The sequence below is a fragment of the Streptomyces sp. CA-243310 genome, assembly GCF_050936775.1.
Lineage (GTDB): Bacteria > Actinomycetota > Actinomycetes > Streptomycetales > Streptomycetaceae > Streptomyces.
Map to the genome: position 1 here is coordinate 2,870,221 of NZ_JBNJMF010000001.1, position 20,388 is coordinate 2,890,608.

General features: G+C 73.9%; 7 protein-coding genes. 1 reads left to right on the top strand and 6 read right to left on the bottom strand.

Features of this window, described 5'->3' with window-relative positions; translation table 11 throughout:
• Positions 1-64: 64 nt before the first annotated feature.
• The 5 genes from ACQEVM_RS12915 to asnB are packed head-to-tail and all read right to left on the bottom strand — an operon-like array spanning position 65 to position 11,759.
• On the bottom strand, positions 65-802 hold the full coding sequence (locus tag ACQEVM_RS12915) for an aspartyl/asparaginyl beta-hydroxylase domain-containing protein (protein WP_433078076.1): 738 nt from the start codon (positions 800-802) through the stop codon (positions 65-67).
• Between the two features lie 58 nt (positions 803-860).
• Positions 861-7,349, bottom strand: a complete 6,489-nt coding sequence (locus ACQEVM_RS12920; protein ID WP_433078078.1) for an amino acid adenylation domain-containing protein — start codon at positions 7,347-7,349, stop codon at positions 861-863.
• Positions 7,346-9,124, bottom strand: a complete 1,779-nt coding sequence (locus tag ACQEVM_RS12925; protein WP_433078080.1) for a non-ribosomal peptide synthetase — start codon at positions 9,122-9,124, stop codon at positions 7,346-7,348. The genes ACQEVM_RS12920 and ACQEVM_RS12925 overlap by 4 nt, the downstream gene beginning before the upstream one ends.
• Positions 9,121-9,879, bottom strand: a complete 759-nt coding sequence (locus tag ACQEVM_RS12930; RefSeq protein ID WP_433078082.1) for an aspartate/glutamate racemase family protein — start codon at positions 9,877-9,879, stop codon at positions 9,121-9,123. The genes ACQEVM_RS12925 and ACQEVM_RS12930 overlap by 4 nt, the downstream gene beginning before the upstream one ends.
• The gene (asnB, locus tag ACQEVM_RS12935; protein ID WP_433078084.1) at positions 9,876-11,759 is read right to left on the bottom strand and encodes an asparagine synthase (glutamine-hydrolyzing); all 1,884 of its coding nucleotides are present in this window, start codon (positions 11,757-11,759) and stop codon (positions 9,876-9,878) included. The genes ACQEVM_RS12930 and asnB overlap by 4 nt, the downstream gene beginning before the upstream one ends.
• Before the next feature lie 273 nt (positions 11,760-12,032).
• Here asnB and ACQEVM_RS12940 point away from each other — a divergent pair, with 273 nt between their 5' ends.
• Complete coding sequence (locus tag ACQEVM_RS12940) at positions 12,033-12,839, top strand: thioesterase II family protein (RefSeq protein WP_433078086.1); 807 nt, start codon at positions 12,033-12,035, stop codon at positions 12,837-12,839.
• A 155-nt stretch (positions 12,840-12,994) separates the two neighbouring features.
• On the opposite strand, the gene ACQEVM_RS12945 is transcribed toward ACQEVM_RS12940, so the two are convergent.
• The gene (locus ACQEVM_RS12945; RefSeq protein WP_433078088.1) at positions 12,995-20,374 is read right to left on the bottom strand and encodes an amino acid adenylation domain-containing protein; all 7,380 of its coding nucleotides are present in this window, start codon (positions 20,372-20,374) and stop codon (positions 12,995-12,997) included.
• Positions 20,375-20,388: the final 14 nt, after the last annotated feature.

Consider the following 20,388-nt stretch of genomic DNA (forward strand, 5'->3'; position numbering starts at 1 on the left):
TCAGGGGTGGGTGCGGCGCCACGCCGGTGCGTGGGTTCGGTGGGACGGTCGGGATCTGCCGGTGTCAGACCGCCATCAGGTAGCTCTGGAACCGGGGCATCAGGAACTCCAGCGCCCGCACCTCGGCCTCGGTGAGTTCCGGGTGCCACACGTCCCAGAGCAGGACCGCGCGCTGCTGCGTGCCGCGGTTCTCCGCCTCGTGGATGAAGCTGTCGTCGAAGAGGATGACCTTGCCCTCCTCCCAGCCCCGCTCGTCGTCGCCGACCGTGATCACACAGCCGTCCGGGACGATCAGCGGGAGGTGGGCGGTGAGCAGCAGGTTGACCCCGCCCGTGTGCGGGGTGATGTGGACGCCCGGGTTGAGGATGGTGAACATGCCGTCGCGCGGCCCGTGAGGCGTCGACTGCACGGCCTTCGCGGTCTCGGGACAGCGTTCGAGGACCTCGTCCCGCCAGGTGCCGTTGCGGTAGAGCTGGTAGGTGTCCCAGCCCTGCCAGCCCAGTTCCTTCGTGTACATGTCCTCGTACGGCGCGAACTTGGCCTGCTCCGAACGGAGCGCCAGGAACTCCTCCTTGATCGCGTCGTACGAGGCCTCCATCCCCGCCGTCCACGGCTGGGCCGCGGCGTCGTGCCACGGCAGGGCGCTGATGCCGGGGAAGAACAGCCGGGTCGGCTCCTGGTCCTCGTGCAGGTACTCCGGGGCCCGCTCGCCCACGAGGATGCACAGGCACTCCTCGACGCGCTCCAGCCCGCGGGAACCGACCGAATTGCGCAACTCCGCCATCACGTCGGCGACGTCCATGTCTCAACCTCTCTCGTCTTCTGCTCTGTTGGGTACGCGTGTCACTCGGGCAGGCGTGTCACCTGCGGCGGGACCGCAGGGCGGCCCGGCGCCGCTCGCCGCGCGAGGCGGCCTCGTCGGAGCCGGCCGCCGCGGCGGCGCCCGCCTCCTCGCCCAGTCCGGCGACGAACCCGGCGACGGTGGGGCGGGCGAACACGTCGACCAGGCGGATCTCCCGGCCGAGCCGTTCGCCCAGTTCCATCTGGAGGCGGGCGGCGAGCAGCGAATCGCCGCCCGCCTCGAAGAAGTTGGTGTGCCGCCCGAAGGAGTCGCCGCCGAGCACCCGTCGCCAGGCGTCGGCGACCACCTGCTCGGCTCCGGCCGACGGCGGCTCCCCGCCACCGACCACCGTCGCCGCCGGCACGGGGAGCCGGGCACGGTCGCGCTTGTTGGTGCGGGTACGGGGCAGTGCGTCCAGCAGCACCACCGTCTCCGGGACCACCGCGGCCGGCAGCCGTTCGGCGAGGTGGGCCCGCAGTTCGGCGGCGCTCACCCCGTCCGCCGCCACGGCGTACCCGATCAGACGGGGCGCGCCCGCCCGGTCGTGGAGGGCCGCGGCGGCCTCCCGTACGGCCGGATGGGACTCCAACAGCGCCTCGATCTGCTCCAGTTCCACCCGGTTGCCGCGGATCTTCACGAGGCTGCCGGTACGGCCGGTGAAGGCGAGTTCGCCGTTCGGCAGGAAACGGCCCAGGTCTCCGGTGCGGTACAGGGTGCCGCCGGGCCGCCACGGGTCCGGGACGTACGCCTTGGCGCTCTCCTCGGGCCTGTTGCGGTACGAGCCGGCCAACAGGTCGCTGCGCAGGTGGATCTCGCCCACGACCCCGACCGGGCAGGGCCGGCCCCGGTGGTCCAGGACCAGCGCTTCCCGGCCCGGGATCGGCACGCCGATCGGCACCGAGTGGGGGAACGCCTCGCCGGGCGCCAGCTCCCGGTGCGTGGCCAACACGCATTCGGTCGGCCCGTACAGGTTGTGCAGGGCCGGCCGGTCGGGCCGCTCCGCCCAGGCCGCGGCCAGGGACGGGGGCAGCGCCTCGCCCGCGAGCAGCAGGTGCTCCAGGTCCGGCAGCCCCTCGCCGGAACGGTCCAACGCCTCGGTCAGCACGGTGAGGAAACCGGGCACCGTCTGGATCTGCGTGATCCGTTCGGCGCGCAGCCAGCCGGCCAGCGCCACCGGGTCGTGGCGGGTGCCGTCGGGCGGCACGCACAGCGTCGCACCGTGGCACAGGGCCGCGAAGACCTCCGTGTAGGCGGCGTCGTAGGTGAACGGCGCCCACTGGGCCACACGGCTCCCCGGCCGCACCGAGAAGCGGGCCCCCTGCCAGTGCGCGAACTGGGCGAGCGTCGCGTGCGGGAGCACGATGCCCTTGGGGGTGCCGGTCGAACCGGAGGTGTACACCAGGCACAGCGCGTCGTCACCGGTCGTCGCCGGCGCCGTCGGCCGCGAGGTGGCGGCGTCGCCGGCCGGTGCCCGCGTGTCGCACCACTCCACCGGGACGCCGCCGAACCGCACCGCCTCCCGGTCCCACAGCGCCGGGTACGCCGCCAGGGAGGCCTCGGTGGCCAGCAGGGCGACCGGGTCCGCGTCGGCGAGCACGGCGCGCAGCCGCAGTTCGGGGCCGACCCCGTCGAGGACCGCGAAGGCCGCGCCGGTCTTGGCCACGCCGAGGACGGCGGCGGTCTGCGCGGGCCCGGTGGGCAGCAGCACCGACACGAAGCACCCGGGGCCGGCGCCGCGCGCCAGCAGCCGGACCGCGATGTCGTCGCTCCAACGGTCCAGTTCCGCGTAGGTGACCTCCACCCCGGCGCACCGTACGGCCGGCGCGTCGGGACGCCCGGCCGCCACCGCCCGGAACAGATCGTGCACCGGCACGCGGTGGGCGGCCCGGTACGCGCCCGGGTCCGCCGCGGGACGGGGCGAGGGGGTCTCCCCCCGGCCCAGGTCGACGTCGTCCAGGTCGGCGTCGGGGTCGTCGAGCGCGGCGTGCAGGAGTGCCTCCAGTCGGCGGACGAACCGGGCCGCCGACTCCTCGCCGAAGCGGGAGACGGCGTACTCCAGCACCCCGTCGATCCGGTCGGCGTGCTCGTCCAGGGCGAGCGTCAGGTCGTACTTCGCGGTCGCGGTGCGCACCGGCCGCAGCTCGCCGGTGACGTCGCCCAGCCGGACCAGGTCGGGCGCCGCGTCCTGCCACACCAGCGAGGCCTGGGCGAGCGCCGGTCGGCCCGGGTCGCCCGCCAGGCCCAGTTCCGCGACGAGCCGGTCGAAGGGGACCAGCGGCCGGTCCAGGTCCGCGGCGAGCAGCCGACCGGTGCGGGAGGCGAGTTCGGCGAAGCCGGGCGTACCGGAGAGGTCCACGCGCACCGGCAGGGTGTTGACGAGGTTGCCGACCAGACCCTCCAGTCCGGGCGCCTCGCGGTTGGCGACCGGTACGGCGACGACGACGTCGTCGGACGCCGCGTAACGGCCCAGCAGGGAGCCGAACACGGTGAGCAGCACGGTGAACGGCGTGACCCGCAGCCGGGCGGCCGTCCCGCGCAGCCGCGCGGTGAGCGCCGGGGACAGCTCCACCGGCAGCGTCCGACCGGCCCCGGGGGCGTCGGCGAGGGCCTGCGGATCGGTGGGCAGGGCGAGCACCCCGGGGTGGCCGGCGAGGCGCTCGCGCCAGTACCCCAGGTGCCCGGCCCGCACGGCGCGACCGGCGGGGGCGTCGGCCGCGGCGGCGTACCCGATGAACTCGGCCTCGGGTAGCGGGAGTCGTCGGGCACCATTGGCGTGCACGCCGTACAGCGCGGCCAGTTCGCGCAAGGCCACGGAGACGGACCAGCCGTCCACCGCGAGGTGGTGGGCGGTGCACAGCAGTTCCGTACGACCCCGTCCCCTGACCAGGGTGAGGCGCAGCAGCGGTCCCACCGCCAGGTCGAAGGGCCGGGCCGCCTCCGCGGCGGCGACCGTCTCCCACGCGTCCTCGGTGTCCGTGCCGGGGGAGTCCGGCAGGTCGACGACGGCGAGCCGTACCGCGTCCGCGGGCAGCGGGACCAGGGCGGGGCGCTCGTTCTCCCAGCCGACACGGGCCGCCAGGACCGGGTGACGGGTCACCAGGTCGCGCAGCGCAGCCGCCAGGGCGTCGGCGTCGACGTCGCCGTCCAGTCGGACCGCGCCCGCCAGGTTGTAGGCCGCCGACTCGGGGGCGAGCCGCCCCGCCAGCCACAGCTGCCGCTGCTGGTCCGTGAGCGGCACCGGATCGCCGGATCCGCGCGCGGGCCCGGCGGCGGGACCGGGCACCGGCTCGGCGTCCCGACCGGCGGGCGCACCGGCGGCCGAGCGGGCCAGGGTGGCCGGCGTCGGGTCCGCGTAGAAGGCGGCCAGCGAGGGGGCCTGCCCGAACTCCGCGCGCACCAGCCCGATCAGACGGCCGGCGGCGATCGAGTTGCCGCCCGCCGCGAGGAAGTCGTCGTCGGTTCCGACCGCGTCGGGGGCGAGCCCCAGCACCGCCGCCCAGTGCCGTACGACGGACCGTTCGACGGAGGTGACCGGGGCGGTCCGCCCCGCCCCGGACCGCAGGGTGCGCGCCATGCGGGTCAACGCGGGCCGGTCGATCTTGCCGCTGGTGTTCAACGGCAGTTCGGCGACCTCCTCGAACACGGCCGGGACGGCCGCCGCGGGCAGCCGCTCGCGCAGATGCCGGCGCAACGCCTCGGTCGACACCCCGCCGGTCCGCTCCGGGACGACGAACGCGACCAGGCGCGGGCCCGAGGCTCCCGCCCGATCGATGACCACGGCGACCTGCCGTACGTCCTCGTGGGAACCCGACAGGGCCTCGACCTCGCCCGGTTCGACGCGATGGCCGAGGATCTTGACCTGTTGGTCCACCCGGCCCAGCACGACCAGCCGGCCGTCCGGCAGGTACCGGGCCAGGTCACCGGTGCGGTAGACGGTCCCACCGGTCGCGGTGACCGGGTCCGGCACGAAGACGGTCGAGGTCAGCTCGGGCCGGTTCCAGTAGCCGGCCGTCACGCCCGCGCCGCCGATGACCAGCTCGCCGACGGCCCCGACGGGAACGGGCCGGCCGGCCGCGTCCAGGACGTGGCAGACGGTGCGGGCGACCGGACGCCCCACGGTCACCGGCTCGCCCGGCAGGACGCGCCCGACGGTGGACCAGATCGTCGTCTCGGTGGGCCCGTACAGGTTCCACACCTCGGCGCAGCGCTCCAGGAGCCGCCCGGCCAGCACCTCGTCGAGGGCCTCGCCGCCGCTGAACGCCCGAAGGCCGGCCCGGCCCGGCCAGCCGCCGTCCAGCAGGCCCCGCCACAGCGACGGCGTGGCCTGCATCAGCGTGGCCCCGGACTTCTCCAACAACGTCCCCAGGGCCTCGGCGTCGCGGACCGTCTCGCGCGGCGCGACCACGACCCGGGCGCCCGCGACCAGCGGGGCGAACAGTTCCAGGACACTGATGTCGAAGGTGAGCGAGGTGACGGCGACGAGCACGTCGTGCTCCTCGATGCCCGGCTCCCGCACCACGCTGTGCAGGAGGTTCGCCACGCAGCCGTGCGGCACCGCCACACCCTTGGGCGTCCCGGTGGAACCCGAGGTGTACATCAGGTAGGCCAGCGCGTCGGGGGCCGGACCGTCGGGGAACGGCACGTCCCCGGCGGCGGGCGCCGGGGTGTCGAGCAGCTCCCGCGGGTCGAGCCGGGGCGTCCCCTCGCCCGCGGCGTCCGCCAGGGCGGCGCCGAGCGGTTCGTCGGTGACCAGCAGCCGCGCGCCACTGTCCTTGAGCACGTGCGCGGCCCGCTCGTCGGGCATCGCCGCGTCGAGCGGCACCAGCACGGCGCCGGCCCGCCACAACCCGACGATCAGCGGGATCAGTTCCGCGCCGCGCCGGACCCGCAGGGCCACCCGGTCGCCCGGCCGCACCCCGCACCGGCCGGCGAGCACGCCGGCCACCCGGTCGGCGGCGCCGGCCACGTCGGCCCGGGTGAGGGCCCCGTCGACGGAGCCGACGGCGGGGGCGTCCCCGTCGCGCAGGGCGAGGACGCGCAGCGCCTCGGGGACGGCGCCCCAGACCGGCGACGACGGATCGCTCGTGTTGAATTCCCGCACGATCCTGCGGGTCTCGTCCGGCGTGGTGACCGGCAGTTCGGCGATCGGCCGGCCCGGGTCGTCCGCGGCGGCGGCCAGCAGGCACGACAGCGCGTCGGCGAACCCGGCGACGGTCCGCGGGGCGAGCAGCGCGGTGCGGTACTCCAGCGAGGCGTCCAGGTCACCGGACGGCCGGGGCCGCAGGAACAGCGACAGGTCGTACTTGGCGGTGCCGCTGTGCGACGGCGCCGGGGTGGTCTCGACACCCGGCAGCCGCAGGGTCGTGGTGGGGCCGCTGTGGAAGGCGTACATCAGCTGGAACAGGGGCGTACGACCGGCGCCGGTCCCGGGGCCGAGGTCCTCGACCACCAGGTCGAAGGGGGTGTCCCGGTGCCGGAGGTCCGCCTTGAGCGCCTGCCGGGTGCGGTACAGCGCCTCCCGGAAGGTGGGCGTGCCGCTCAGGTCCACCCGGTGCGCCATCACGTTGAGCAGCGGGCCGATCATGCCGCCGAGGGCGGGGCGGTTGCGGGTGGCGACGGGCATGCCGACGACGAGGTCGTCCTGCCCCGCGTACCGCTGGAGGACGACGCAGTACGCCGTGAGGACGACGGCCGAGACACTGGTGAGCTCGGCGCGGCCGAGAGCCGAGAGCCGTGCGACCAGATCCGCGGGAAGGGTGAACCCGTGCAGCGCGCCCGCCACCCGCGCCGTGCCCGGCGCCTCGTCGACGGCGCCGACGCGCCGCCCGTCCGACGGCAGCCGCACCGGCTCCGGATCGTCCCCGAGCCGGTCGCGCCAGTGATCCAGGCCGCGACCCGCGTCCGGGTCGGTGCGCTGCCAGGCCGCGTAGTCGCCGAAGTCGAGCGCGGGCCGGGGGAGTTCCTCCGTGGCGGTCTCCGGACCGCCCGTCTCCACCACGTACCGGTCCGCCAGTTCCTCCAGGAAGACCCCGAACGCCCAGGCGTCCACCACGATGTGGTGGGCGGTGAACAACAACAGGTGCTCCCGCTCGGCCAACCGGAAGAGGTGGGTGCGCATCAACGGCGGGCGCCCCGACAGGTCGAACGGGACGGCCGCCGCACGGGCGACCAGCTCGTCGAGACGACGCTCACGATCGTCCGCCGGGTGCCCGCTCAGGTCGACCCGCTCCACGGTCGGACGCGTGAGGTCCTCGAACCGCTGTACCGCCGCGCCGTCCTCGTCGGCGACGACGGCGCAGCGCATCACCTCGTGACGGGTGGCGAGTTCGGCCAGGGCGCGTTCCAGGGCGTCGGCGTCCACCGGCCCGGTCAGCCGGAACGCCGCCGTCTCGTTGTGCAGCGCGGTGCCCGGCAGCACCTGCTCGGCCCGCCAGATGGCCCGCTGGGCGTAGGAGAGCGGAGCCGTGCGGCGGTCCGGGCGCGGGGGCAGGGGTGCGGCGGGGCTCATCGGGTGCTCCTCGCCGCGTCGGGGTGCCCGTCGCGGCCGTCGGTGATCACGGCGGCGAGTCCGGCGACGGTGGGTCGCTTCACGAAGGCGCCGACGGGGACGTCCACGGCGAAGCGGGAGCGCAGCCGGTCAAGCAGCCGGGCGATGGCCAGCGAGTCGCCGCCGAGCAGCGTGAAGTCGTCGTCGCGGCCGATCCCGGGCAGGTGCAGCAGTTCGCTCCAGATGGCCGCGATCTCGCTCTCCAGGCCGTCCAGGGGGGCCTGTCCGGCGTCCCCGGCGTAGGCGGCGGAAGGCAGCGGCAGCGCCCGGCGGTCGGTCTTGCCGTTGAGGGTGCGGGGAACCGAGGCGAGCCGTACGTACACCGAGGGCCGGCTCCCGGGGGCCAGACCGGCGGCGGTGTGGGCCCGCAGGTCCTCGTCCGTCACCCCGTCGGCGACGACGTACGCGCAGAGCACGGCCTCGGCGCCCGGTTCCTCCACGGCGGCCGCGCAGGCGTCCCGCACCCCGGGGTGGCGGCGGAGCACGTCCTCGACCTCGCCGAGTTCGATCCGCACGCCGTTGACCTTCACCTGCTGGTCCCGCCGGCCGAGCACCTCCAGGACGCCGTCCTCGCGCAGTCTGCCCAGGTCGCCGGTACGGAAGCGGTCGCCCTCGCGGAACCCGCCGGCGGAACCGTCGAGGTACCCGCCGAGCGGGAACGGGGTCCGCAGCTCGACCTCGCCGATCGCGCCCGTGACGGGCTTCCCGGCGAGCAGTACGCGGATCTCCACGCCCGGCATGGGGCGGCCCACCGGTACGGTCTCGGCGACCGCGTCCTCGGCGGTCAGCCGGTGGAACACCTTGGTCATGGTCGTCTCGGACGGCCCGTACAGGTTGACGAGTTCCTTGGTGTCGGCGAAGAGCCCGCGCCACCAGGCGACGTCCGCGGCGCGCACCGGTTCGCCGGCCAGCAGCACGGCCCGCAGACCGGGCAGCGAGCCCGCGGTGAGTCCGGCGGACCGCAGCGTGCGGAAGACGGTCGGCACACAGTGCAACACCTCGACGGCGCGCTCCTCCAACCACGCGGCGAGCGCGGCGCCGACCGGCACCCCGCCGGATCCGGGCACCTCGACGGTCCCGCCCACGCACAGCGGGAGCAGCGCGTCGCGCAGGAACGCGTCGAAGCCGGGCGAGGTGAGCAGGGAGACCCGGGTGCCGGGGCCGACCCGCAGCTCCTCGTTCTCCCAGTCGAGGAAGTGGGCGACGGCGGTGAGGCTGCCCCGGATGCCCTTGGGACGGCCGGTGGTCCCCGAGGTGAAGTAGACGTACCCGCCGTCGGGGACGTCGAGGGCGCGCCAGTCGTCGACGTGCCACGCCCGCGCGGCCCGCGCCTCGGCGGCCACCGTCTCGGCGTCGATCCGTACGGCCGCGCCCGTGTCGCAGCCTTCGAGGGCGGCGCGCCCCGCGGCGTCGCAGACGACGTGGTCGGGTCCCAGGTCCTGAACGATCGCCGTCCAGCGGGCGGCGGGCTGGCGCACGTCCACCGGGGCGAACGCCCTGCCGGCGGCGGCGCAGGCCAGGATGGTCGCCATGACGGCCACGGGGTCGGCGCAGGCCACCAGCACCGGGCCGCGACGCGCCGGCCCGTCGCCGGCCGCGAGGGCGGCCCGCAGACCGGACGCGAACTCGGCGAGTTCCCGACGGCTCCAGACGCGGTCGGGGGTGGTGACGGCCGGGGCCCGGCCGTCGCCCTCCACCTGTCCGGCCCAGCGGTCCAGGATCTTCGTGTGGCTCACAGCTCTCCGTTCGTGATCCGTCGCGCCACGACCGACAGGGGGTCGATGGCAGGGAATTCGTGCGCTCGGCCCGACTCCTCGATCGCCCGGGTGACCAGGTGGAGTTCGGTGCAGGCGGCGACGTACGCGTGCACGCCGTAGCGCGACAGGGTGGCGCGCAGGAAGTCCACCGTCGTCGCCGGATCGGCGCCGCGCTTGATCCGGTACACCTCCCGGTGGAGGGCCTCCTGATCGTCCGGATCCAGCAGCACCAGCCGGTGCGCCGACTCGGCCGCGCGAGGACCGGAGGTGAGGATGCCGGCCTGGGCGGTCCCGCGGGTGCAGAGCAGCAGGTGCGGCTCGTCCGCGCGCGCCAGTTCCTCGTGGATGATCTCGACGAGCGAGATGCACCGCTTGGCGAGTTCGGGCGGCAGGTGGTCCAGTACGTGATGCGCGGTCACACAGGCGATGACGACGCGTTCGGCCCCGGCGCCGACCAGTCCGCGCACCGCCGTCTCCACGGCTCGCAGCAGCGTTCCCAGTTCGCCCCGGCCGATGGCCTCGGTGCGGTCGACCACGGCCGGGTCCGACCAGAGCAGAATCCGGGGCGTGTCCTGTTCGGCCTGCCCGACGCAGGACCGGTACACGGTCCGCAGCAGTTCCGTGGAGGCCAGCGGCCCCATGCCGCCGACGACGCCGACGAGCGGATGGGAGGGGAGGTCCGGAGCGGGGGAGGGCGGACAGCCACCCCCGTCGTCGGAGGTGGAGCGGGTCATCCGAGACACGGCAGATCGAACTCCTCGACGAAAAGCGCGAACGTCGCGACGAGCATCAGGTAGTCGGTGTCGAGGTGCGCGTGCACCTGCCGGCTCTGGTCGCGCTGTCGGCGTACGAGAGCGGCGACCGTGTCCGGGTTGAAGTACCCCTGCTTGCGGACGACCGCCGGTGACAGCAGCTCCTCGAACCAGTCGGCCTCGCCCCCGAGGAGGTGGCTGCTGGTCTGGCCGCGGAAGCCGAACTTGGGTCGTGCCAGGACCTCGTCCGGGACACGGCCCCGGGCCACCCGGCGCAGGACGGCCTTCTCCCGGCCGTGGGCGACCAGCAGTTCGGGCGGCAGCGCGGTGGCCTGGTCGACCACGGCCCGACCCAGGAACGGGAACCGCAGCTCGACGCTGTTGGCGAGGGACATCCGGTCACCGTGGTCGCCCAGGAGGTGATCGGCGAGCCGCAGGTGGAAGTCCAGGTACGACCGCTGGTGCAGCGGGTGACGTCCCCTCAACATGTCGGGTTCGACCAGGCGTTGCGTGGTGACGGAGAACCCGTCGAAGGCGTCGGCGAGGTCGTCGGCGTACAGGTCGCGGCGGAACTCGTGGGCGGGCAGCTGATCCTGCTCGTAGCCGATGTCGAGTCCCCACATCCGATGCCGGATCTCCCGCTCCAACTCGGCGTCCAGGCCGCTGAGACGACTGCCGCCGAGGCCCGCGGCGTCGAAACGGTATCCGGGGTAGCCGCCGAAGAGTTCGTCGGCGCCCTCGCCCGTCAGGACGGCGACCGTGCCGTCGTCCCGCACCGCCGCCGAGAGGAGCATGGAACTGACGTTGTACGACTCGCGGACCGGTGTCTCGCTGTGCCGGACCATGGCGGTGAACCGCCGGGCCAGATCCTCGTGTCGGATCGGCACCTCGTGGTGGTCGGTGCCCAGCCGGCCGGCGACGAGCCGCTGGTGCGGGCTCTCGTCGAAGTCGTGGTCGGGGAAGACGGCGGAGTAGCTGGGCCAACGGTGCCCGGGGCGTGCGGAGGCCGCGAAGGCGCCGATGAGGCTGGAGTCCAGGCCGCCGCTCAGGTACAGCCCGACCGGGACGTCGGCCGCCAGCCGGGTGCCGACCGATTCCTCCAGCAACGTCTCCAGGTGCCGCGCGGATTCGTCCAGTCGCCGGTCGAGCGCGTCGGCCGGAACCGGCTCCAGATCGCCGGCCTGCGGGAAGTCCAGGTCCCAGTACCGTTCGACGGTGATGCCGGCGGAGTCGGCGACGAGCCGTTCACCGGGGCGCAGGGCGTGGATCCCCTCGAACATGGTCCGCGGGCTGACCAGGCCCGGCAGGGTCATCACCTGGTCCAGGCCGCGCAGATCCACCTCGGGGCGTACGGCGGGATGGCGCAGAATCGCCTTGATTTCCGAGCCGAAGACGAGAAGGCCGTCCACGACCGTGTAGAAGAGCGGCACGATGCCGGCATGGTCGCGCGCCAGCAACAGCCGCCCGGCGACCGCGTCGTGGAGCGCGAACGCGAACTGCCCGTCGAGGTGGGCGGTCAGATCGTCCCCGTACTCGCGGTACAGGTGGACCAGGACCTCGGTGTCGCACTCGGAGCGGAAGCGGTGCCCGCGGGCGTGCAGCACGGAGCGCAATGCGCGGTGATTGTAGATTTCGCCATTGCAGACGGAAACGATGTTCCCGTCTTCCGATGAATGTGGCTGATTGCCTCGTTCGAGGTCGTTCAGCGCCAGTCTGCGAAAGCCGAGCGCAATTCCGTCACGGACGTGAAATCCGGAGTCATCCGGACCGCGGTGAGTCAGGCATGCGGCCATGTCGCCAACGATTTGCCCGCTGGCTGCTTTCGCCCGATCCAGGCAAAATATACCCGCGATTCCACACACTTCGATAGTCCCCGTTCACACCTGCCCAGTCAACAAAACGGCAGGTCAAGCTGTTTTGCCAGATGAGCTTGGTCCATGAATGAAATTTCATGAAACCTTATTCCCCGACCCGCACGCTACCAGGGGAGCACCATCCCTCCGCAAGACCACCAGGCATCTTCTTTGCAAATTGTGAGAACGCACTCACTGGCCTGCCAACTCATCCGGCAATAAGCTCGGAAGACGGGCCGTCAAGCCTGTCGACATCACCTCGAACATGAAGGACGGTGCGCCGTGATCGGCCATCTGAACGCCCCCAGGTCCGACCGGAGCCGATGGACGCCGTGGGACTCCGCGCCGGATCCGGACGGCGCCGCCGGACCCGTCCGCGTCTACTGTCTGCCCCACGCGGGAGGTTCGGCCGGCTCCTACCTGCCGTGGGCACGTGGTCAACACCAGCCCGGCCTACGGTTCGTTCCGGTGGAGCTGCCCGGCCGAGGCACCCGACTCGCCGAGGAACCGTTGCGCTCCATGGACCGGGTCGTCGACGGACTGCTCGACGTACTCGCCCACCGGCCGGCGGACGAGCGGTTCATGCTCTTCGGCCACAGCATGGGTTCGCAGATCGCCTACGAGACGGCCCGCCGACTCGCCTCCGAGGAACTGCCCATGCCGCTCTCCGTGATCGTCTCCGGCGGCAGGCCCCCGGGCGCGCCGGCCGTGGCGACGCTCCACGACCTCGGCGACGACCGGCTGATGAAGGGGATCGTCGAACTCGGCGGCACACCGGCCGAGGTGTTGGAGCACCAAGACCTGGTGGACCTGCTCCTGCCGGTGATCCGCGCCGATCTGACACTGCTCGCCGACTACACGACGCGGGTGCGCCCCACCGTCCTGCCCTGCCCGGTCGTGGCGCTGGGTGGTGCGGACGACAAACTGGCCGGCCCGGAGTGGATCAGCGGCTGGCGTTCGACGACGGCCGCCCGCTTCCGCCACCGGATCCTGCCCGGCGACCACTTCTTCCTGCACACGCACCGCGCCGAGGTGATGGCCGAACTGGCCGCCGAGGCCGCCGACCGGGACGCCCCGGGCCACGGCTGACCGTCGCCCACCGCGGGAAGGCGCGGTCGAGTTCCGGCCACCGGCCGTCCGGACCCCTTCCGGGTACCCGGACGGCCGGTCCGCGGGCCGGCAGCCCTCGCGGACGGCCGTGCACCGTGCCTGCCCCGGGGCGAACACCGCTCCCGAGATCGTGCTCATCGGCTCTCCCTCCGGTCCAGCGCGGCGGCGAGGATCCGCCCGATCTCGTCGATCGGGCCGGGATCGGCCAGCTCCAGGTGCCGGGCGTCGATCGGATGGTCCTCGATGCGTCCCACGACGTGGTTCACCCAGCTCTGCGGACCCGCCACGGACTGCCCCGCACCCGCCCCGGGGCCGTCGTAGGCGAACTCGGCGGTGGCGGTGAACGTCAACAGCCCGCCGTCGAGCACCCTCGGGAACCAGCGGGCCATCAACTCGCCGTGGTAGCGGCAGGTGTCCAGCATCACCGCCAACTGGGCCGCGTCGCGCGGTGCCGACGCGCCCAGCGCGGGTGCCAGCAGCCTCAGCAACTCCTCCGCGTCCGGGGTCCAACTCCCGTCGGCCGCCGCCTCCATGCGCTCCCGAGGGGCACGCACCGCGTCGAGGAGCCGCAGCAGGACCTCGCCCTCGGTGACGGTTCCCTGCCGCACATCGGCCGCCGTGGGGGCCGTGCTGTCCATCAGCGCGACCAGGTCGACCGTCTCGCCGCTCTCCTTCAGCTGGACCGCGATCTCGTGCACGAGCACCCCGCCGAACGACCATCCCAGCAACCGGTACGGGCCGTGGGGCCGCACCTCGCGGATGCGCCGCGCGTACTCCGCCGCGAGCGCGCCCAGGTCGGCCGGACGTTCCCCGCCGCCCGCCGGGCCGATGCCCTGCAACGCGTACACGGGCTGATCGGGGCCGAGGCCGCGCAGCAACCCCGCGTACCCGAACCCGTCACCCACCACCGGATGCACGCAGAACAGCGGGGGCCGCGAACCCTGCGCCCGCAGTGCCAGCAGCGGCTCCCACACCGGGAGCGCCACCTCCCGGTCGGCCGACGGCGCATCGGCGGGCAGCGGCGGCCCCGGCACCGGTTCGATCGCTGCGGGCGCCGTGGACGCCGGGCCGGTCGAGGGGCCGGTCGCCCCCGACAGCCGCTCGGCTATCAACCGGGGGGTGGGACAGTCGAACAGGGCCCGGATCGGCAGGTCCACGCCCAGCTCGGCCCGGATCCCCTCCGCCAACCGCACCATCAGCAACGAGTGTCCGCCCAGCAGGAAGAAGTCGTCGTCCGGCCGGACCGCGGGCACGTCGAGCAGATCGGCGAAGAGCGTGGTGAGGGTCTTCTCCAACGGGGTCCGCGGCTCCTGGGCGGCCGAGTCCCCGACGACCACCGCCGGATCGGGCAGCGCGGCCCGGTCCAGCTTGCCGTTGGCCGTCACCGGGATCGCGTCCAGGGGCACGTACGCCGTCGGCACCATGTGCTCGGGCAACCGGCCCCGCAGATGCGTGCGCAGCTCCTCGGCGCCCGGTGCCGCGCCGCCCGGGGCGGGCACGAGGTAGGCGACGATCCGGGACGCGGCGCGCGGGTCCTCGCGCACGACCACGGCGCAGGAGCCGACCGCCGGGTGCTCGCGGAGCACGGCCTCGATCTCCCCCAACTCGATCCGGAAGCCCCGGACCTTGACCTGTCCGTCGACCCGCCCCTGATACTCGATGACACCGTCGGCCCGCAGCCGCGCGAGGTCACCGGTGCGGTACATGCGGGTGCCGGGGGCGCCGTGCGGGTCCGCGACGAACCGCTCGGCGGTCAACGCGGGCCGGTCCAGGTAGCCGCGGGCCAACTGCACGCCCGCCAGGTAGAGGTCACCGGTGACCCCCGGCGGCACCGGCTGGAGTTCGGCGTCCAGGACGTACACACGGGTGTTCCACACCGGCCGCCCGATCGGAACGGGCCGGCTCGGATCGTCCTGCGGGCCGCAGGCCCACGCGGTCACCTCGATCGATGCCTCGGTCGGGCCGTACAGGTCCACCAGCAGCACGTCGGGCAGCACCTCGCGGAACCGGCGCGCGGTCGCCGACCCCAGCGCCTCGCCACTGGCGACGACCAGGCGCAGCGACCGGCAGCGACCGGCGTCGGGATCCCGGAGGAAGGCGTCCAGCATGGAGGGGACGAACTGAGCCACGGTGATCCGCTCCTCGCGGATCAGCCGGGACAGGTAGGCGGGATCACGGTGCCCCTCGGGCTTGGCGACGACCAGCGTGGCACCCGTGGTCAGCGGCCAGAAGAACTCCCAGACCGACACGTCGAAGCTGGACGGTGTCTTCTGCAACACCCGGTCGGCGGCCGTCAGCCGGTACTCCTCCTGCCCCCAACGCAGCCGGTTGGCGACGCCCTCGTGCGGGACGACGACCCCCTTGGGGCGCCCGGTGGAGCCGGAGGTGTAGATCACGTACGCGGGATCGGAGGGGGACGGGCCGACCGGTTCGAGTGCGGCGGCCCCGTCGCCGGACGGCTGGTCCGTCGCCCCGGCCCACGGGTCCACCACGGTGAGGCCCTCGGGCACCCCCAGGGCGTCGGCGGTCCGCCCCGCCGCGACGAGCGCGGCCGGCCGGGCGTCGGCCAGCATGAACGCCAGCCGCTCCGCCGGGTAGTCCGGGTCGAGCGGCACGTGCGCGCCGCCCGCCCGGTGGACGGCGCACAGGGCGGCGACCAGTTCGACCGAGCGCGGCAACGCCACCGCGACCCGGCTCCCGGGGCCGACCCCGGCGGCCGTCAGCCGCCGGGCGAGCGCCTCCACCCTGCCGTCCAGTTCGGCGTAGCTCACCGCGGCGCCCTCGAAGACCACGGCGGTGGCCTCGGGGGTCCGGGCGATCTGCTCGGCGACCGCGTCGGCGAGGGTGGTCGGCGGCAGGTCCCGCCGGGTGTCGTTCCACTCCTCCAGGATCCGGGTCCGCTCGTCGTCGGCGAGCAGCCCGACCCGGCTCAGCGGCAGGTCCGGATCGGCCGCGACGGCGGTGAGCAGCCGGGCCAGCCGGTCGGCGAGGGCGGCGGCCGTGGACTCGTCGAAGAGGTCGGCCCGGTACTCGACGGAACCGACCAGCGCGCCCGTCGCGCCGTCCGTGGCCGACTCCGCGCCGAGCGTGAACGTCAGGTCGAACTTGGCCGGGGCGAGACCCACTTGCATGCCCCGCGTGGAGACGCCGGGAATGTCGAGGGAGGTCTCCACCGCCTGGTTCATCACCAGAGCGACCTGGAAGAGCGGATGACGGCCGGGCGAGCGGGCCGGGTTGACGAGGTCCACCAGCCGCTCGAAGGGCAGGTCCTGGTGCGCGTACGCGGCGAGGTCGGTCTCCCGCACGCGCCGCAGCAACTCCCGGAACGTCGGGTTGCCCTCGGTCCGGGTGCGCAGGACCAGGGTGTTCACGAAGAAGCCGACGAGCTCGCCCAGCCCCTCGTCGAGCCGCCCGGCCACCGGCGTGCCCAGCGGGATGTCGGTACCGGCTCCCAGCCGGGTCAACAGGCCCGCGAGGCCCGCCTGGACGGCCATGAAGAGGCTCGCGCCCTCGCCGCCCGCGAGCTGCACCAGGGCGCGGTGCACCGAGGCGTCGACCCGCAGCGGCACGACCCCGCCCGCGTGTCCCGTCGCGGCGCTACGACGCCGGTCCACCGGCAGCGCGATCTCCTCCGGCAGCCCCCGCAGGGCCTCGCTCCAGTGGGCCCACTGCTCGGCGGCCAGGGAGCGCGGATCCCGGTCGTCCCCGAGCAGGGCGTGCTGCCAGAGGGTGTAGTCGGCGTACTGCACCGCGAGCGGCGCGCCGCGGTCGGGCTCCCGACCGGCCAACCGGGCCCGGTACGCGGCGCCCAGGTCGCGGGCGAGCGGCCCCAGGGACCAGGCGTCGCAGGCGATGTGATGGATGGTCAACAGCAGCACGTGTCGCTCGGGCGCGATCCTGAACACCCTTGCCCGGACGGGCGGTCGGTGGGCCAGGTCGAAGGGCTCCGAGGCGGCCGCCGCCAGTACCGCGTCGAGCGCGGCGCCGTCGGCGTCGTCCGGGTCCAGCGGCAGCACGTCGAGCAGCGCCGGCAGCCGGCGCGGATCGAGGACCAGCTGACGGGGCGCACCGCCGTCGTCGGGGAAGACCGTGCGCAACGACTCGTGCCGTTCGACGACGTCTCCGAGGGCGGCCGCCAGGGCCCCGATGTCGATCGGCCCGTCGAGCCGCAGGGGGAGCGGGATGTGATAGGCCGGGCTCTCCCGGTCCAGGCGCTGGAGGAACCAGAGCCTGCGCTGCGCGTACGACAGGGGGATCCGGTCGGGGCGCTCCGCCGGCAGCAGCGCGGGACGGGGACGCTCACCGCCCCCCACCCCGTCGGCCCCCACGAGCCGGGCCAGGCCGGCCGGGGTACGGGCCTCGAACACGGACCGGACCGTGAGGTCGGCCCCGGTCTCCGTGCGGATGCGACTGATCAGCCGCATCGCGAGCAGCGAGTGGCCGCCCAGGGTGAAGAAGTCCTGGTCGGGCCCGACCTCGGGCATCCTCAGCACCTCGGCGAACAGCGCGCACAGGGCGGTCTCCGCGGGGCCCTCGGGCGCGCGCCCGGGACCCTCGGAGATCCGTACCTCCGGTTCGGGCAGCGCCGCCCGGTCCAGCTTGCCGCTGCTGGTGAGCGGCAGCGCGTCGAGGTGGGAGTACGCCGCGGGGATCATGTAGTCGGGCAGTCGCCGCGCGAGGTGCGCGCGCAGCTCCGCCGGGTCGGGGGCGGCGCCGGGCGCGAGCGCGAGGTAGCCGGCCAGGAACCGGTCGTCGGGGGAGTCGCCCCGGACCACGACGGCGGCCTGGACGATGCCCGGGTACTGCTCCAGGACCGCCTCGATCTCGCCCGGCTCGATCCGGAAGCCGCGGATCTTCACCTGCTCGTCCGCGCGACCGAGGTACTCGACCCGGCCGTCGCGACGCAACCGCGCCAGGTCCCCGGTGCGGTACATCCGGGAACCGGGCGGACCGTACGGGTCGGCCACGAACCGCTCCGCGGTGAGCGCGGCACGGCCGAGGTAGCCGCGGGCCACCTGCACCCCGGCGAGGTACAGCTCGCCGCGGACGCCGACGGGGGCCGGGCGCAGGAACCCGTCCAGCACGTAGGCGCGCACGCCGTCGATGGGCCGGCCGATGACCGGGGTGGCGCTGTCGCCCAGCGCGCACGACAGCGCGTCGACGGTGGTCTCCGTCGGCCCGTAGTAGTTGTGCACGGCCACGTCCGGCACGGCCGCGAGCCGGGTCCACAGGTCGGGCCCCACGGCCTCGCCGCCGAGCATCAGGACCTCGGGCCGGTGCGCGTCCTCGTCCAGCAGCCCGGCGGCGATCAGCGGCGCCACGTAGGTGGGGGTGAGGTCGAGGAAGGCCACCCGCTCGCGCCGTACGTACGCCACCAGCGCCGCCGGGTCGAGCCGGACCTCGTCGGAGAGCAGGTGCAGCCGGTGGCCCTCCAGCATCCAGAACAGCGGCTCCCACGAGGTGTCGAAGGTCAGGGAGGCCACCAGGGCGACGTCCAGGCCGTCCGGGGTCCCCGGGCGCACCAGACGGGCCCGGTGGTGCCGCATCAGGTTGGTCAGGGACCGGTGCTCGACGACGACGCCCTTGGGGGTGCCGGTCGAGCCCGAGGTGTGGATGACGTAGGCGGCGTCGCCGGGACCCGTGGGCCCGGTGCGGTCGGCGTCCGTCAGGTCGTGCGACGGGTGCGCGGCGACCGCGGCCGTCACCAGCGGGTCGTCGATCACGCAGGCCGCCGGATGATCGAACGGTCCCTCGACGGCCGCCCCGGACACGATCACGCACACGGGCCGGACGGTGTCGAGGAGCCCGGCGAGCCGTTCCCCCGGCGTGTCCACCGCGACGGGCACGTAGGCGGCCCCGGACTTCAGGACGGCGAGGAGGCTCACGAGGACATCGGCGTCCCGGGTCGCCATGACCACCACGTACCGCTCGGGGCCGGCGCCGCGCCGCACGAGTTCCCGGGCCAGCCGGTTCGCCCGCGCGTTGACCTCGGCGAAGGTCGACCGGGTCGCGCCGGCGACCACCGCGATCCGGTCGGGGTCGGCCGCCGCGCGCTCCTCGAAGGCACGGTGGAAGGTGACGTCCGAGGGAGCCCCCGCACCCGAGGGGAGCGCGGGGCCGTCCCAGGCGGCGGGCAGGGCCGCCCGGTCCTCGGGGGTCAACAGGTCGATGGAGCCGATGCGCTGATCGGGGTCATCGGCCACCGCCTCCAGCAGCAGGGTGAGCCGGCTCATCAGGGCCTCGGCGCCCGCCAGGTCGAAGAGGTCGCTGCTGTACTCGACGAAACAGGTCAGCCCGCCCGGTCCGCCGTCGTCGTCACGGCGTTCCATGACGTTGAACGACAGGTCGAACCGGGCGCCGCCCGGGTCGGCCTCCACGAACTCGATGTCCACTCCGGGGAAGACGAGTTCGGCCTTGGGCAGGTTCTGGAAGGCGAGCATCACCTGGAACAGGGGATGCCAGCCGAGCGAACGCGGCGGGTTGAGCGCGGTGATCAAACGCTCGATGGGCATCTCCTGGTGGGAGAAGCCCTGGAGATCGACCCGCCGGACCCGCTTGAGCAGCTCCCGGAAGGTCGGATCGCCCGAGGTGTCCACACGCAGCACGAGCGGGTTCACGAAGTACCCGACGACGTCGTCGAAGCGCTCGTCCATCCGCCCGGCGGTGGGACTCGCGATCGGGATGTCCGTCCCGGATCCGGAACGGGTCAGCACCGTGGCGAGCGCGGCCTGGACCAGCATGAACAGGCTCACCCGACACGTGCGCGTCAGCGCCAGCAGTTCACGGTGCAGCTCGGCGGAGATCTCCCAGGGGAAGTAGTCGCCCTCGAAGGTCTTGACCGCCGGCCGGGGGTGGTCGGTGGGCAGTTCGAGGCAGTCCGGGATGCCGTCCAGGGCCTTGCTCCAGTAGCCGAGCCGGCCGCTGATCCCGCTGTCGGGGTCCTCCAGGTCGCCGAGCGACTCGCGCTGTTCGAGGGCGTAGTCGGCGTAACTCGCCTGGAGCGGGGCCCAGATCGGCTCCCGGCCCTGACTCCGGGCGAGATACGCGGCGCTCAGGTCGCGGGCCAGCGGAGCCATGGACCATCCGTCACCCGCGATGTGGTGCTGCACCATCAGCACCACGTGCTCCCGGGGACCGAGCACGAAGACGTGCAGGCGCAGCAGCGGGTCCGCCGTCAGGTCGAAGAGGACCCGGCAGGCGGCGGCGATCAACCCCGGCAGCTCTTCCTCGCTCGCCTCGGCCACCGTGAGCGGCGTGGCCACCTCGGCCGGATCCAGCACGTGCTGGTACGGGGTCCCGTCCCGCTCGGGGAAGACCGTGCGCAGCGCGGCATGGCGTCCGATCACGTCGTCCAGCGCCGCCCGGAGGGCGTCGACGTCGACGATTCCGGTGAGTCGCATGGCCACCGGCATGTGGTACGACGCGTCGCCGTCCTGCAGCCGGTCGTTGAACCAGAGGGCCAACTGTGCGTACGACAGCGGAATCTCCGTCGACCGGTCGGCTTCACCCTGCACGTGTCTTCCTTCTT

Bases quoted from the DNA above. Each gene is read 5' to 3' on its own strand.
- ACQEVM_RS12920 (WP_433078078.1), bottom strand. From the start codon at position 7,349: ATGAGCCCCGCCGCACCCCTGCCCCCGCGCCCGGACCGCCGCACGGCT.
- ACQEVM_RS12915 (WP_433078076.1), bottom strand. From the start codon at position 802: ATGGACGTCGCCGACGTGATGGCGGAGTTGCGCAATTCGGTCGGTTCC.
- ACQEVM_RS12930 (WP_433078082.1), bottom strand. From the start codon at position 9,879: ATGACCCGCTCCACCTCCGACGACGGGGGTGGCTGTCCGCCCTCCCCC.